14 protein-coding genes are annotated in these 13,891 nt (G+C 44.6%); 9 read left to right on the top strand and 5 right to left on the bottom strand.

Annotation, left to right across the window (positions count from 1 at the left end):
- The first annotated feature begins 132 nt into the window (after positions 1-132).
- From HF638_RS20065 to HF638_RS20080, 4 genes are read left to right on the top strand one after another with little or no spacing between them, the layout of a single operon-like run.
- The gene (locus HF638_RS20065; RefSeq protein ID WP_169481743.1) at positions 133-840 is read left to right on the top strand and encodes a response regulator transcription factor; all 708 of its coding nucleotides are present in this window, start codon (positions 133-135) and stop codon (positions 838-840) included.
- Positions 818-2,275 carry a sensor histidine kinase gene (locus tag HF638_RS20070; RefSeq protein ID WP_169481744.1) on the top strand — a complete coding sequence of 486 codons (1,458 nt, stop codon included), beginning with the start codon at positions 818-820 and terminating at the stop codon, positions 2,273-2,275. Before HF638_RS20065 ends, HF638_RS20070 begins: the two co-directional genes overlap by 23 nt.
- Positions 2,276-2,310: 35 nt before the next feature.
- Entirely contained in the window at positions 2,311-3,390 is a 1,080-nt protein-coding gene (locus HF638_RS20075; RefSeq protein WP_169481745.1) for an AI-2E family transporter, read from the top strand.
- A gap of 28 nt (positions 3,391-3,418) precedes the next feature.
- Entirely contained in the window at positions 3,419-3,817 is a 399-nt protein-coding gene (locus tag HF638_RS20080) for an Asp23/Gls24 family envelope stress response protein (RefSeq protein WP_211175707.1), read from the top strand.
- A 59-nt stretch (positions 3,818-3,876) separates the two neighbouring features.
- Here HF638_RS20080 and HF638_RS20085 read toward each other — a convergent pair whose 3' ends face one another.
- On the bottom strand, positions 3,877-4,722 hold the full coding sequence (locus tag HF638_RS20085) for an AraC family transcriptional regulator (RefSeq protein ID WP_169481746.1): 846 nt from the start codon (positions 4,720-4,722) through the stop codon (positions 3,877-3,879).
- Positions 4,723-4,923: 201 nt separating this feature from the next.
- Here HF638_RS20085 and HF638_RS20090 point away from each other — a divergent pair, with 201 nt between their 5' ends.
- From HF638_RS20090 to HF638_RS20100, 3 genes are all read left to right on the top strand, one after another.
- A complete protein-coding gene (locus HF638_RS20090) occupies positions 4,924-5,928 on the top strand; it encodes an aldo/keto reductase (protein WP_091016774.1) in 1,005 nt (334 codons plus the stop codon).
- A gap of 238 nt (positions 5,929-6,166) precedes the next feature.
- Positions 6,167-7,777: an acyl-CoA synthetase MbcS gene (gene mbcS / locus HF638_RS20095; RefSeq protein ID WP_169481747.1), complete on the top strand. Its 1,611-nt coding sequence runs from the start codon at positions 6,167-6,169 to the stop codon at positions 7,775-7,777.
- Between the two features lie 36 nt (positions 7,778-7,813).
- Complete coding sequence (locus tag HF638_RS20100) at positions 7,814-9,058, top strand: aminopeptidase (RefSeq protein WP_169481748.1); 1,245 nt, start codon at positions 7,814-7,816, stop codon at positions 9,056-9,058.
- Positions 9,059-9,336: 278 nt separating this feature from the next.
- On the opposite strand, the gene HF638_RS20105 is transcribed toward HF638_RS20100, so the two are convergent.
- Entirely contained in the window at positions 9,337-9,795 is a 459-nt protein-coding gene (locus HF638_RS20105) for an AraC family transcriptional regulator (RefSeq protein WP_169481749.1), read from the bottom strand.
- A 165-nt stretch (positions 9,796-9,960) separates the two neighbouring features.
- On the opposite strand from HF638_RS20105, the gene HF638_RS20110 reads away from it, so the two are divergent.
- Entirely contained in the window at positions 9,961-11,121 is a 1,161-nt protein-coding gene (locus tag HF638_RS20110; RefSeq protein ID WP_169481750.1) for a leucine-rich repeat domain-containing protein, read from the top strand.
- Positions 11,122-11,169: 48 nt separating this feature from the next.
- Here HF638_RS20110 and HF638_RS20115 read toward each other — a convergent pair whose 3' ends face one another.
- Positions 11,170-11,802: a nitroreductase family protein gene (locus HF638_RS20115; RefSeq protein ID WP_169481751.1), complete on the bottom strand. Its 633-nt coding sequence runs from the start codon at positions 11,800-11,802 to the stop codon at positions 11,170-11,172.
- A 130-nt stretch (positions 11,803-11,932) separates the two neighbouring features.
- Here HF638_RS20115 and HF638_RS20120 point away from each other — a divergent pair, with 130 nt between their 5' ends.
- Positions 11,933-12,172, top strand: a complete 240-nt coding sequence (locus tag HF638_RS20120; protein ID WP_169481752.1) for a hypothetical protein — start codon at positions 11,933-11,935, stop codon at positions 12,170-12,172.
- Between the two features lie 129 nt (positions 12,173-12,301).
- Here HF638_RS20120 and HF638_RS20125 read toward each other — a convergent pair whose 3' ends face one another.
- Together HF638_RS20125 and HF638_RS20130 are read right to left on the bottom strand one after the other, a co-directional pair.
- Entirely contained in the window at positions 12,302-13,075 is a 774-nt protein-coding gene (locus HF638_RS20125; protein ID WP_169481753.1) for a M15 family metallopeptidase, read from the bottom strand.
- 236 nt (positions 13,076-13,311) lie between these two features.
- The gene (locus HF638_RS20130; RefSeq protein WP_017688778.1) at positions 13,312-13,674 is read right to left on the bottom strand and encodes an iron-sulfur cluster biosynthesis family protein; all 363 of its coding nucleotides are present in this window, start codon (positions 13,672-13,674) and stop codon (positions 13,312-13,314) included.
- Positions 13,675-13,891 lie beyond the last annotated feature (217 nt).

A 13,891-nucleotide genomic window follows, 5' to 3' on the forward strand; every position in this document is an offset into this window, starting at 1 on the left:
CTTGGCCTGCGCCAGGGCTCTATTTCTATTTATTTAGATTATCTTTAGAAATGATTTAGGTTGAATTAAGAGACGTAGTATATAGTAATAATGTAGAGATAGGCATAGAGTATAGGAAATGAGAGGAATAACATGAGATACACCGTATTAATTGCAGATGACGAACCAGAGATTGTGGAACTGCTTCAGCTCTATCTGGAGAAGGACTATAGCATTAAGACTGCAGTGAATGGAGCCGAGGCGCTGCAAACCATACGTTCAACACAGATTGATCTGGTCATACTGGACATCATGATGCCTGTAATGGACGGATTGCAGTTGATCAAACAGATTCGGGCTACACATCACATGCCTGTTCTGTTCCTATCCGCCAAAAGTCAGGATCACGATAAAATCCTGGGACTCGGACTCGGTGCAGATGATTATATAGCGAAGCCATTCAACCCGCTTGAGATTGTCGCCAGGGTAGAGGCGTTGCTCAGAAGGGTCAATCATTTTGATGCAGCTGAGGTTCCTGTAGCTAAAGAACAGAATCTGGTATTAGGCGATCTGACGCTGGATCGCTCTCAATGTATCCTTTTTCGTTCAGGAAGTCCGGTAACATTGACCTCTACAGAGTATAAAATCATGGAATTGTTGCTCGATCAGCCTGGCCGAGTGTTCACCCGCAAAAAAATATACGAAGCGGTCTGGGGCGACTATTATGCGCACGAGGACAGCACCATCATGGTACATATCAGCAACATTCGGGAGAAGATCGAGCGTGACTCCAGACAACCGGAATATCTCAAAACGATAAGGGGACTGGGATACAAAATTGAAGCGCCCATGGAAAGCTAGAGAAAAGCGACTGTTGCAGACATCCCTGACACTGGATTTCTTGCTGTTCAACTTCTTTTTGCTGTTACTGGTATTGATTGTGTACCTTATGGTTTCACTGGATGTCGTGGATTTTCGCATTTCGGATCAGGTGGTAGACCCGGATCTGAATGTTGAAGCCCATGTGTATGTGGCAGAGTTGGAGAACGAATTATACTCCGGTGGAGGTTCGGTGTCGAAAGACAAAGACACAGAGATTCAACGTCTCAAGGATAGCGGTGGCTGGATTGAGATTCTGGATGCGAATCGCACCGTCATTCATCATGTGGGAGACAAGCAAGATGCTTTCACCCAATACAGTGAAGCCGATCTGTATGCTGGATTGGAGAACCGAAGCGACCAGCCGTACTATTACTCCATCACTCCGTTTTCGACAGAAGGAGCAGCAGCCTATGTGTTGCTGAAGATCCCTCGTGATCTGGTAAGCGTAAGAATTAATGATAATCAGTTGATTACCAATCTGAAGCACCCGTTATCTTTTTACATTATGATTGGCATCGGTTTAGTGTTGTCATTGATCTTCGTATATAGCTATTGGGTCGCACGGAGAATCAAAAAACCACTCAGCATTCTCTCCTCGGGTCTTACGCAGATGATACAAGGAAATTATAGTACACGGATGTCGATCTCGGCCGAGAGAGAGTTTGTTCAGATTGGTGAGACCTTTAACTACATGGCGGACGTCATTGAGAACACCTCTGCGGAGAAACGTTACGCGGAAGAGAGCAAACAGCGACTGATTGTAGACTTATCACATGATTTGAAGACACCGATAACATCCATACAGGGATATGCGCAGGCTTTAGTGGAAGGACGTGGAGAGGACAAGGACAGGCAGCAAAGATATCTGGGATACATCTATAACAAGTCCGTTCAAGTTGCACGCATGATACAAAATATGCTGGAGCTACTCAAGGTGGATTCACCCGATTTCCGCATGCAGATTGAGAGAAGAGAAATTGGAGAATTCGTGCGCGAGATTATGGCAGATACCTATGGGGAGATTGAGCAGAAACAGTTTGTCCTTCATGTACGTGTTCCTGATCAGGAGATCTACGCAAGGTATGATCCGGAACTGCTATCCAGAGTCATTCAGAATCTGATCACCAATGCCCTTTCCTATAATGCGCTCGGAACAGAACTGCGCGTGGAACTCATTTCGCTTCATACCCATGTGGTGATTGAAGTGGCAGATACCGGAGTGGGCATACCTCAGGAACTGTGGTCAACCATCTTTGATCCGTTTGTACGAGGGGATGAGGCGAGGACAGCGACCGGAGGTACGGGACTTGGATTGTCCATCGCACGGCGTAATACGGAGAAAATGGGCGGACGGCTGATCCTTTCCCGGCGTGGGCGAGAGACCACCGTGTTTACCATTCAGATTCCAAATTAAATAAGAGAAGAAATGTCCATGTGGAGGGGAATATTTTGTTCAAAGGAAATACGTTTGTCCGGTTCAGTATTGCACTGGCGCTGATATTGGTTAATATCTATTTATTATCACGTGTGAGCTTCATCTTTCAGCCGCTCGTCACCATGATCACGGTAATTACCGTGCCGATGATGTTATCGGTGTTCTTTTATTATCTGCTCCGGCCGCTCGTGAATTATATGGAGAAAAAGAAAATAAATCGCACGCTAAGTATTTTGCTAATCTATCTGGTTATTGCTATTCTGGGTGTGTTCTTCATCATTGGATTATGGCCATCGTTACGTGAGCAACTGATCAATCTGGTCGATAACGCACCAAGTCTAATTAATTCTTTAAGTGAACAGCTAAGAGAACTGGAGCAAAACGGTGCCATTCAGGCCTTGTTCCCTGAGGGATCTACACCTTTCTCCCAGATCACGGAGTATATCAACAAAGGATTTAACTTTGTGACCAACTATGTAAGTGGATTTTTCTCACTCGTGTCCAGTTTTGCGATCATCTTGTTTACATTACCGATCCTTTTGTTCTATATGCTGTTACAAGGTGAGAAATTTGGTCGTAAACTGGCACATATCGCTCCAAAACGTTTCCAAAATGACAGCCGTGAAGTCGTAATTGAGATTGATCAGGCGTTGAGTGGTTTTATTGTGGGAAGAGTTTTGGTGAATCTGGCACTGGGTGTACTGATGTATATCGGTTTCTTGATCATTGGACTGCCGTACGCATTACTGTTGACAGTGATCGCGGTCATCATGAACTTTGTTCCGTTTATCGGAGCGATTGTGTCGTCCGTACCTATTGTGATCATGGGTCTCGTGGTATCACCATCGGTTGCCATCTGGTCTCTGATTATTATTCTTGTCGCTCAGCAGATTCAGGACAACCTGGTTGCACCTTACGTATTCGGCAAAAAGCTGGACATTCACCCGCTCACGACCATCATTCTGGTGTTGGGTGCAGGCGACCTGGGTGGAATTATTGCTATCCTGATTATTATCCCGGTTTATATGATTGTTAAAATTCTTTTGGTTCGAATCTATAACATGTTCTTTAAGGACAAATGGCAGAATGCATAGAATTTAATTATTCGAAGGAGTGGAGCACATGTCTGAAATTATCGAAAAACAATACAATGAACCTGAATATATCGCACCTCAATCTGTTCAAATGGGTACCATTCACATCTCGAACGATGTGTTATCCAAGATCGTGGGGATGGCCGCTCAATCAACGGCTGGCGTATCCTCCATGTCCGTTGGACTGACTGAAGGGATTGCCAAGAGTATTAGCGGCAAAAGTCTGCAAAAAGGGATTGACGTACATGTCAAAGACGATCAGGCAACCATCCAGCTGCGCATCAACATTCAATATGGCAACAAGATGCACGAGGTCTGCCGTGAACTTCAACATAATGTTCAACAGGCTGTAGAACAATTAGCCGGCGTTATGGTGAATGAAATTAAAGTACAAGTCGTCGGTGTATCCATGCCGGAAACGATATAAACGAATCTATGGAATTACGATTATAGGATAAACGATTGGCACAAACAGCACCTTCCCAATTAACAACTTAACTGGGAGGGTGCTGTTTTATGTTTGCGGTAGTAGGTGGGCGCTTCGCCCATCACTTTTTTGAACATTTTAGAGAAGAGCAATTGATCCGTATAGCCCACAGAACGGGCAATATCGCCAATGGTCAGACCGGGATCAAGTGTCAGTTCGGCTGCCCTGCGCATCCGATAATGGACCAGATACGACTGAATACTGCTTCCCATCTGGTCCTTGAAGAGAGAGCACAGATAACTGCGCTGCAAACCGACATGGGCCGCAATGGATTGTACGGTAATGGCATTGGCATAGTTCATTTCAATGAAGTCCATTACCTGCGTTACGTACGTTTCCTTCGAATAATCCTGTATGGGGTGAAGATGCTCGGAGTTGGCCTGATCAATCAAAATAGAGAAGAATTGATACAGCAAACCAGTCATGCTCATCTCCCAACCTTTGTGGGTATTGCGGGAATTGACCATTCGATGCAGGCAGGATCGCATCTCGTCATCCTCATTACCCAGCTCAAAGATCGGGTGATGCTCTGACAGACAGGCCATCTGTAGAAAAGATGAACTATTGCTGCCTTGAAAAGCAACCCAGCTGTATTCCCAAGGATCATCTTGATCTGCTTCGTAATGAACAACAGAATGCGGAACGATTAGAAATCCTTGGCCTTTGTGCAGGGTATACGTTTTGCCACCGACTTCGAAGGTGCCTTTGCCATTCAAAATATAATGAATCTTGTAATAGTCTCTCATGGCAGGGCCAAAGTGGTGACCTGGTGTACAGGCTTCCGTGCCATAATGAAGGAGCTGTAGCTCCTGAAAATGATTGTTCTTAAACATATACGTAATCAAGGGTATTCACTCCTGTACGATTTCGTCTCATCTTGCATTTTAACATATTAATAAGTGTAAAAGATGAATGATTTAAGATTAGTTTATATAGATAACAATCATTATTCCATATGTTCAAAGTGAAATGCCATATCGTTTTTCCAGAAAAATGTCTAAGATGAAAAGGAATTCAACAAACCTTACAGGAAAGTGAGAATAACGATGCCCTATACTGCGAGTGAACAACGATATGATGAGATGAAATATGTACGTTCCGGTAAATCTGGAATCAGACTGCCGCAAATTGCGCTGGGTTTATGGCAGAACTTTGGTGGCAACCGTACTTTGGATATTCAGGAAGAGATGATTTTACGTGCCTTCGACCTCGGAATTAACCATTTCGATCTGGCGAATAACTATGGTCCACCTCCAGGATCAGCGGAAGAGAACTTTGGTGTGATTTACAAGAAACATCTGCGTCCTTACCGGGATGAGCTGCTCATCTCGTCCAAGGCAGGCTACCATATGTGGAGTGGGCCTTACGGCGAGTGGGGCTCCCGCAAAAACCTGATTGCCAGTCTGGATCAAAGTCTTGGTCGGATGGGGCTGGACTATGTGGACATTTTCTATCATCACCGTCCAGATCCGGACACACCATTGGAAGAAACGATGACGGCGCTGGATCATATCGTGCGCCAAGGTAAAGCACTGTATGTGGGCTTGTCCAATTATAATGCAGAACAGACACAAGAAGCGGTAACCATTCTCCGTCGTCTGGGTACGCCATGTCTGGTTCATCAGCCAAACTACTCAATGCTGAATCGCTGGATTGAAGACGGTTTGCAGGACGTACTGGATGAGCAGGGCGTCGGTTCCATAGCGTTCTGTCCACTCGGCCGCGGTCAGTTGACCAATAAATATGTCGACAAGATCAAGGAAGAACGCGCCAATCCAACAGGCAATTTGAAAAAAGAAGCTTACACGGACGAACGGATTGCCAAGTTCGATGCACTTCAGGCAGTTGCCGAGCGAAGAGGACAGACGATCTCTCAACTGGCTCTGAACTGGATCTTGCGTGGTAACCGTGTAACCTCCGCACTGATTGGTGCAAGCCGGGTATCCCAGATCGAAGAAAACGTAGCTGCGTTGCAGGCACCGGATCTGACAACGGAAGAACTCAATGAAATTGAGAGCATTTTGGACGGCATGGGTAATTATCCTTGGTAACTGGAAAATTATAGTTAGGTTAAAATTTTCATGAAATAAGGTTCAAATAAATAAAATGGTGCCTCCCAGATGTCCGGGTTGGTGCCGTTTTTTTATATGTCATTTTCTTTATAGGAAAAGATCTATTATAATAGTTAACATTAATTGACCTATGTTTATTTTTTTCAGAATGAACCTAGTTCATAGCACCTGGTCCTAGGATTTAGGGTATAATATATAGAAGCTTTACATTTGAACTATGAAGGAGAGGCTCCATTTGAACTTTGAACAGTGGATTTCGCCTGAAAGCTATAACCTGACATCCGAGATGGAGAATCATCCATCAGACCGGATTGCACTTAGATGGCTCAGCGATCATCGAGAATTGGAAGAGATCACATATGGTGATCTATTTAAGCAGGCGAATCGTCTTGCTGGAGGTTTACGTGAACTTGGACTAGAGAAGGGTGATCGGGTGTTGGTCATGGTACCACGCCGTATAATTGCCTATGTTATTTACATTGCTTGTCTGAAACTGGGGATTGCCGTGATTCCTTCTTCCGAGATGTTACGGGCAAAAGATCTGGAATACCGTCTGCGTCACTCTGAGGCGCGGGCTGTTATTGTATGGTCCGAGACGACCTCGGAAGTGGAAAAGATGGACGCCGATCTGCCATCACTGGCACATCGCATCGTAGCATCACCGAATGGTGAAGTTGGCGTACCTGCTGAAGGTTGGGTTAATGTGCATGAGTTAATGCAAAATCAACCTGACGAGATGGCTGCGGTGGAAACTCACCGTGATGATACGGCTATTCTTGCTTACACTTCAGGCACAACTGGTAATCCCAAAGGCGTTGTACATAGCCACGGTTGGGGATATGCCCACCTGCGGATCGCTTCTACATTATGGTTGGATATTCAGCCATCAGATACGGTATGGGCAACGGCTGCACCTGGTTGGCAAAAATGGATCTGGAGCCCGTTCCTGTCGGTACTCGGAAGAGGCGCGACTGGACTGGTCTACAATGGATCATTCCAGCCCAAGCGTTATCTGGAACTGATGCAGGAACATCAAATTAATGTGCTTTGCTGTACACCAACGGAATATCGATTGATGGCCAAAGCGGATGATCTTGGACATTATGACCTGTCTCATCTGCGCAGTGCTGTTTCAGCGGGTGAACCGCTCAACCAGGAAGTTATTGAAATCTTCCAGCGTCACTTCGACCTGACTATTAGGGACGGATATGGACAGACGGAGAGTACATTGTTAATCGGCAGTCTCAAAGACGCGCCGGTACGTATTGGCTCCATGGGTCAGTCGATCACACCTGGATTGATTGAAATTATTGACGAAGACGGACAGCCTGTTCCTGCCGGTGAAGTAGGAGATATCGCGGTGCACAAAGAGATGCCGGCTTTGTTCCGGTCCTATTATCAGGATGAGGGACGGAAGGAATCGAGTCAGCGTGGTGATTATTTTGTAACAGGAGACCGTGCACGCCAAGATGAAGAAGGCTACTTCTGGTTTGAAGGACGCAGTGATGACATCATCATCAGTTCGGGCTACACGATTGGACCATTCGAAGTGGAAGAAGCACTCATGAAACACGCTAGCGTGAAGGAATGCGCCGTGGTTGCGAGTCCGGATGAGATCCGCGGCAATATTGTCAAAGCATTTGTCGTATTGAGAGACGATTCACTGGCTTCACCGGAATTAATGCGTGAATTGCAACACCACGTCAAAGAAATCACAGCACCTTATAAATATCCACGCAAGATCGAATTCGTTACTGATCTACCGAAGACCAACTCCGGTAAAATCCGCCGGATTGAGTTACGTGAACAAGAAAAACGTAATGGTTAAAGGCCATTAATATATGAAACAGGAGTGAACACAACCATGAGTCAATTTGAACAAACCTTTGAAAAGTCATTGGAACAATACGCAGAACTGGTTGTCAAAGTCGGAGTGAATATTCAAAAAGGGCAGGATCTGCTCGTCACTGCACCCATCGAAACGCTAGAATTCACGCGTCTGATTGTGCAAAAAGCCTATGCGGCTGGTGCGAACTATGTACAAGTGGACTTCGATGACGACAACATTACCCGCAGTCGTTTTGAACATGGCTCCAATGACAGCTTTGACTATTATCCAGCATGGAAAGCGGATATGATGGAAAAGTTTGCGGAAGCAGGCGGCGCTACCCTGACGATCAAAGTTCCAGATCCTGAACTATATAACGGAATTGACTCCGATAGCGTTTCCCGTGCTACCAAGGCAGCTGCACACGCACGTCGCGGATATGCCAAATACACACGCAATCATGAAATTAGCTGGTGTCTGATCAAGGCCCCGACCAAGGCTTGGGCGAACAAAGTATTTGCCGACATCCCGGAAGAAGACCGAATCAACGTGATGTGGGAAACGATCTTCAAAATGAATCGTGTAGATGGCGGAGATGCCGTACAAAATTGGAGAGAGCATCTGGATACCTTGAATAACATGAGTGATCTCCTGAACAAGAAGAACTATAAGAGCCTGCATTACCGTGCGCCAGGTACAGACCTGAAAATTGAATTGGTCCATGACCATATCTGGGGCGGCGGTGGCAGCGAAAATAAACAAGGTGTATACACGGTCGCTAATATGCCGACTGAAGAAGTATTCACCATGCCCAAGCGCAGCGGAGTGAATGGGTATGTTAGCAGCACCATGCCTTTGAACCTGAACGGGCAACTGGTAGATCAGATGAGAATCACATTCAAGGATGGACAGGTTGTAGCCTTTACGGCAGCCTCTGGCGAAGAGCATCTGAAGAATCTGTTTGCTACTGATGAAGGAGCTCGTTATCTGGGTGAAGTGGCACTCGTACCGCATGACTCCCCGATTTCCAACCTGAATCGCATTTTCTACAATACGGGTATTGACGAAAATGCATCCTGCCATTTGGCCGTGGGAAGTGCGTATCCTTTCAATATGAAAGATGGCACAACCATGTCCAACGAAGAGTTGCTGAAGCATGAGTGCAATGTGAGTTTGACCCACGTCGATTTCATGATCGGTTCCGCAGAGCTGGATATCGACGGTGAGTTACAAGACGGTACAATCGAGCCGGTATTCCGTAAAGGCAACTGGGCATTTTAATTTCTAATCTGGCTATATAACTTGAACTAAAGGTTATTTACACTGACACTACGATGACAGAATAACCTTCCAATCGCTGTTATCCCCAGATTTTTTTGGATTCCCTTTTTCGAAGGGGAAAATCCGGCGATAAAGGCGAACGCTTCGCTTTTTCAGGTTTTTTCTGTCCTCTCCGTTATCGTGTAAATGATTAGTTTCTTATATAGTAGCAGTAATAGTATTTAACGAAAAAGTGACTTCAAGTTGAAGTCACTTTTTTCGTTTCTTAATAACATGGTTTACACAGGTTTCACAGGCACACATATCTCGCACCAATGTTGATTGAGCAGTTCCCATCGGTACCTTTCCAAAACCGGCTTGTTATCCATCCTGTAACCACTAGTTTGCAAATGAGGAATGATCACATTCCATGCCTGTTGAATATCTTCTGCCGTGTGTCTCACCTTACAGATGAGATAATCTCCGCCTGATAGCTCGCCAAACTCAATAGAATCATCTTCCAGACGTTCAGATTCAGTAGCAACTATACAGGCATCATATCTGCATTTCTGGGTTGGTGTAGTAGCTGGATCATCTTGGGGAATACCCAGTAATGTTGCTGATTCGTTAAGCAATTGCTTTTTGTCTGCCCATTGTTTCAGCGTATTCATCGCTTGGGCATTGGCTGAACCGTAGGGACCAATTTGTCGAACATAAGCGAGCTGGTATGACGGGAGGTTTTCGATATACATTTCCATGAAGATCATCCTCTCTGTACGATTTCTCTTACATGTTGGATGCTATCATGGTATAAAAAAAATTGCATAGGTAATATTGATTCCCTACGATGAAACTCATAGAATAGGAATAATATGTTGGAAGTCTGTTCCAATAGAGCAAAACGAGAGGGGGAGGCGTTAGACATGGATATTACTTATGCCTTCACGGATGAACGTTTCAGGCAAGTTGTGTTAGATCGTTTTTGTGATCAGCGGGATTTCATTCAGGAGAGTGACGTTCGTGAGGTTGAGATATTACAACTTTCCAATCACAATATTAGCAATCTTGACGGAATCGAATATTTCAGGGATCTTCAAGAGTTGGATTGTACCTATAATCAATTGACAAGTCTGGGTCTAGCTAAGAACGACAAGCTGACTACGTTACGTTGTAGAGAGAATCAACTTCTTACACTGGACCTCGGTCCCAATACGGAATTGCAGGTGCTTGACTGCAGTTTTAATCGACTTCGCAAATTGGATCTTTCTCATAATTCCAAACTTCTAACGGTGGAGTGTCATTGGAACATGTTGTCGGAGCTGGCATCGGAGTCCCTTGAGCAGTTAGAGGAACTTAGTTGCAGTTATAACGCTCTTTTCTCACTTGAACTTGAACACAATAAGCAACTGCGGCGACTTGATTGCGCCAACAATTACATGTTGGAACTTGATGTAACCCGTTGTCCAAACTTGATTGAAATTCGTTGCCACCACAACCATATCAAACAGTTGGATCTTCGTTCGAATTTGGTTTTGGAGAGTGTTCGGTGTTTTAACAATCATATTAGCGAGCTGGATATTCGCCATAACGTGCAACTGAAAGAGCTGTACTGTTCCGAGAACAAGTTGGCGGAGTTGGATTATAGTCTTAATCCCAAGCTGGAAAGATTGCAGTATGCCGACAATCTAATGTTTGAATCCAATCATGAGGTTCCGGGTATGGGAGTTTTTCAGTATGATGGCTCGATGTCCAACTATCAGATGCGCTTGCTGGTTCAGGGCAATGAGCTTGTAGTCACTGCACAGGTTTCAACCAAGACAGAGATGGAAGCTTTGACACCATACATGGAGGCGACGTGGAAACGGTGGGACATGCTTGGTGAGCAAGCGCTTAGAACCATTGCCGAGGCCCATCCGGACGAGGATATCAACGAACTGGTTTTGGCTGATGCAGAATTTCAGGAAGATCAATATTTCCGATTGGGTTATGATGCGGGGGATACACCGGCAGGCCGACTGTACATATATGCGGAGTTCGACGATGAATTTCAAATGTTGGATACGTTGATCTATGAAACGTATTAAAGCCACGAGATCGTGGCTTTTTTGCTGTGTCATTTAACTACTTTGATGTTATTCAGCGTGCATTTTGTTGAAGCTAACATATTCGTTAATCGGTTTGCGGTAACCGCGTGGGCGCTGTTTGGCTTCCGACTTTTTGCCGATGGTGATCAGCATAACAGGTACATAATGGTCGGGAATATCCAAACTCCGTTGCAGTTCTTCCGAGTCAAAACCAATCATTGGACAGGTATCCCAACCACGATCCTGAGCGATCAACATCAATTGCATGGCAGACAGGCTGGCATTGCGAATCGCATCCTCACGTTGGAAGAATCTGCCGCGAGATTCATAAAACTCAGTGACACTTTGGGATTCCTGCTCGTATTGAAACGGAGTGAGTGCGCCCAGGTTCAGCAAGCCTTCGTTAATGGTGCGGATATGATGATGCGCGTTGACATCGCCCAAAACCACGATGACCGCAGAAGCTGTTTTTACTTTATATTGCTGGGAAGCTTCATAGACTTTCTCAATCTGTTCTTCATCTTTAAGCACAAGATAGTGCGTGTGCTGCAGGTTGAAGGCAGAAGGTGCAAATTTGTTCAGGGCAAACATCTCTTGTAGTTCCGAATCCGAAATTTCAATTCCTTCTTCAAAAATAACGGCCGATCTACGGTTTTTGACCAGATTCTCTAACTCACTCATGATAGTTTCCCTCGCTTATGTATGATTTATAAACTGACTATAACACACTTAGTTACTTTATGTAAGTATTATTTTAGAATAAGACAAGGATTGCCTGCCATACGCTAAAATAAAACACTAGAGGTGATTCATGAGAACATTCATCACAAGGTATAAGGGAGGACATGACCCGCATGAATTTCGGGTATATGTGATCCAATCTTCGACGTTAAAACGTTTTGTGGTAATGGAGATCATTCTGGGATCAATCGTTTACAATGTCGCACTGTATTTGTTCCATAATGCACTACTTGCTGGCGTAGGCTCTTGGGCTGGAACAGAAAGTCTGAAGAGATTGCCACTGGTTTTTAGAAGAATTGCGGGTACATGATGAGATGTACAAAGAAAGATTGGAGCATAAGAGGGCCAGTTTCGGCCCCATCTTTTGCTTCAGCTCTGCTTTAGTCACGCTTCTTAATCTGATCCGATATCTCTCTAAACTTTGGAGTCGGAACCTACCTTATTTGGCACGTTCCAAATACTGCTCCAGCGTAAGTTTCTGGTTAGTAATCTCACCAGCAATATATACACCTACATAACGTACATGCCATGGCTCATAAGAGTAGCCGGTTAATTTCTCCTGATCTTTTCCGTAACGGATGATGAATCCGTACTTGTGGGCATTGGCTTTCAGCCATTTGCCTTCTTTGGTGTTGCCGAAGCTTTGTTGTAGATCATAACCGGCTGAAGCGCTGGAGATATCCATGGCTAGGCCAGTCTGATGTTCGCTTTGTCCTGGACGAGCACTTGTCTTATTGGCAACAGCTTCACCTTTGATACTGGCATTACGGTCAAAGATCGATTTTTGGGTCGCATAAGAGCGATAGCCGGACACCGCTTTGATATCAATGCCGTCTTTTTTGGCGGCAGCGAATAATTTTTCAATAGCGGTTGCAGCCACTTTACGCATCTGTTTCTTCGGACTGGAGCCTGAGAAGCTAAAAGGAATATTAGGGACGACTAAATCTTGAGGTGCATAAGTCGAAGGCAGATTTCTCTTTTTATTGACAAGCACGACAGTACTGGACACATTGGTCACCGTTGCTACATTTTTGATCGTTTTGATCGTACGACCAGGTGCATTATCATGCAGAAATTGAGTGAAGCTGGAACTCGCAGCAGATGCGACAGGATTCAGGCTTGAAGTAATGGGAAGTGTAGTAAAAGCAGAACCTGCTACAACAGAACCTATGAGAATTGTGGATATGATGGATTTACGAGTAAAAGATTTCATGATGTGTGTTCCTCCTCGGATTATATGAATCTATATACCGAGTATACTAGAGGATTATATCCATAGGTTCTCCAATTGTTTCCGAGTTGTAAACAAAGTTTGTTAGAGTCTTTTTTGCAACTCTGATAGAGGCATATAAGGAAAAGAACGTTAAAAAAGTCGTTGCATTAGATGCAACGACTTTTGATGATGTGAAGAGATAATGCTAGATTACTTCAAGTATGCTGGAGACTGTATTACAACATGCAGGCGTCAGATCCACCGGAGCTTCCTACAGTTACGGCACGCGTATCACGAACACGAACATTAGCGCTGAGTACACCGGAATCACTGCTTAATTTGAAAGAAGGATAATTTTCTTCCGTATCCAGCTTCATGTGTTGTTCAAGATTCAGCTGCTGCTTCGGATCAACATAGAACGGAACCAGATTGGTTTCAATCTGCGCGTCGAGAGCCGCAAGTTCGTCAACAATGATAATCGCGATAACTCCGTTACATCCGCAACCTTCCAGGTCATAGATCACTTTGAAATATCCGGGTTGGTCATTCAGGCTTTCGGTCAAGCGTTTTGCAGCCAGATCAGTAATTTGAATATACATATGGGTACACTCCTTTATAAATGAAAAAAGTGGTGAAAGGATAATTCATACTCTCAATGACTATCATTATTATACCACTATCGACATAAATCAACGCATTATTTTTTCGTGAACAGATAGCTGTAGTGAAAATGATTGAAGCAACGCCATTATCGGGAGCAGTGATTATACGAACACACTTTTGGGGAAATAGATGAGGATGAATGTTAGGGCGAGT

The sequence above is a fragment of the Paenibacillus sp. SZ31 genome (assembly GCF_012912005.1).
GTDB lineage: Bacteria > Bacillota > Bacilli > Paenibacillales > Paenibacillaceae > Paenibacillus.

Excerpts from the sequence above, each read along its gene's own strand:
- HF638_RS20130 (WP_017688778.1), bottom strand. The coding sequence starts at position 13,674 with ATGTATATTCAAATTACTGATCTGGCTGCAAAACGCTTGACCGAAAGC.
- HF638_RS20125 (WP_169481753.1), bottom strand. The coding sequence starts at position 13,075 with ATGAAATCTTTTACTCGTAAATCCATCATATCCACAATTCTCATAGGT.
- HF638_RS20080 (WP_211175707.1), top strand. The coding sequence starts at position 3,419 with ATGTCTGAAATTATCGAAAAACAATACAATGAACCTGAATATATCGCA.
- HF638_RS20065 (WP_169481743.1), top strand. The coding sequence starts at position 133 with ATGAGATACACCGTATTAATTGCAGATGACGAACCAGAGATTGTGGAA.
- HF638_RS20120 (WP_169481752.1), top strand. The coding sequence starts at position 11,933 with ATGAGAACATTCATCACAAGGTATAAGGGAGGACATGACCCGCATGAA.
- HF638_RS20100 (WP_169481748.1), top strand. The coding sequence starts at position 7,814 with ATGAGTCAATTTGAACAAACCTTTGAAAAGTCATTGGAACAATACGCA.
- HF638_RS20110 (WP_169481750.1), top strand. The coding sequence starts at position 9,961 with ATGGATATTACTTATGCCTTCACGGATGAACGTTTCAGGCAAGTTGTG.
- HF638_RS20115 (WP_169481751.1), bottom strand. The coding sequence starts at position 11,802 with ATGAGTGAGTTAGAGAATCTGGTCAAAAACCGTAGATCGGCCGTTATT.
- HF638_RS20105 (WP_169481749.1), bottom strand. The coding sequence starts at position 9,795 with ATGGAAATGTATATCGAAAACCTCCCGTCATACCAGCTCGCTTATGTT.
- mbcS (WP_169481747.1), top strand. The coding sequence starts at position 6,167 with ATGAAGGAGAGGCTCCATTTGAACTTTGAACAGTGGATTTCGCCTGAA.
- HF638_RS20090 (WP_091016774.1), top strand. The coding sequence starts at position 4,924 with ATGCCCTATACTGCGAGTGAACAACGATATGATGAGATGAAATATGTA.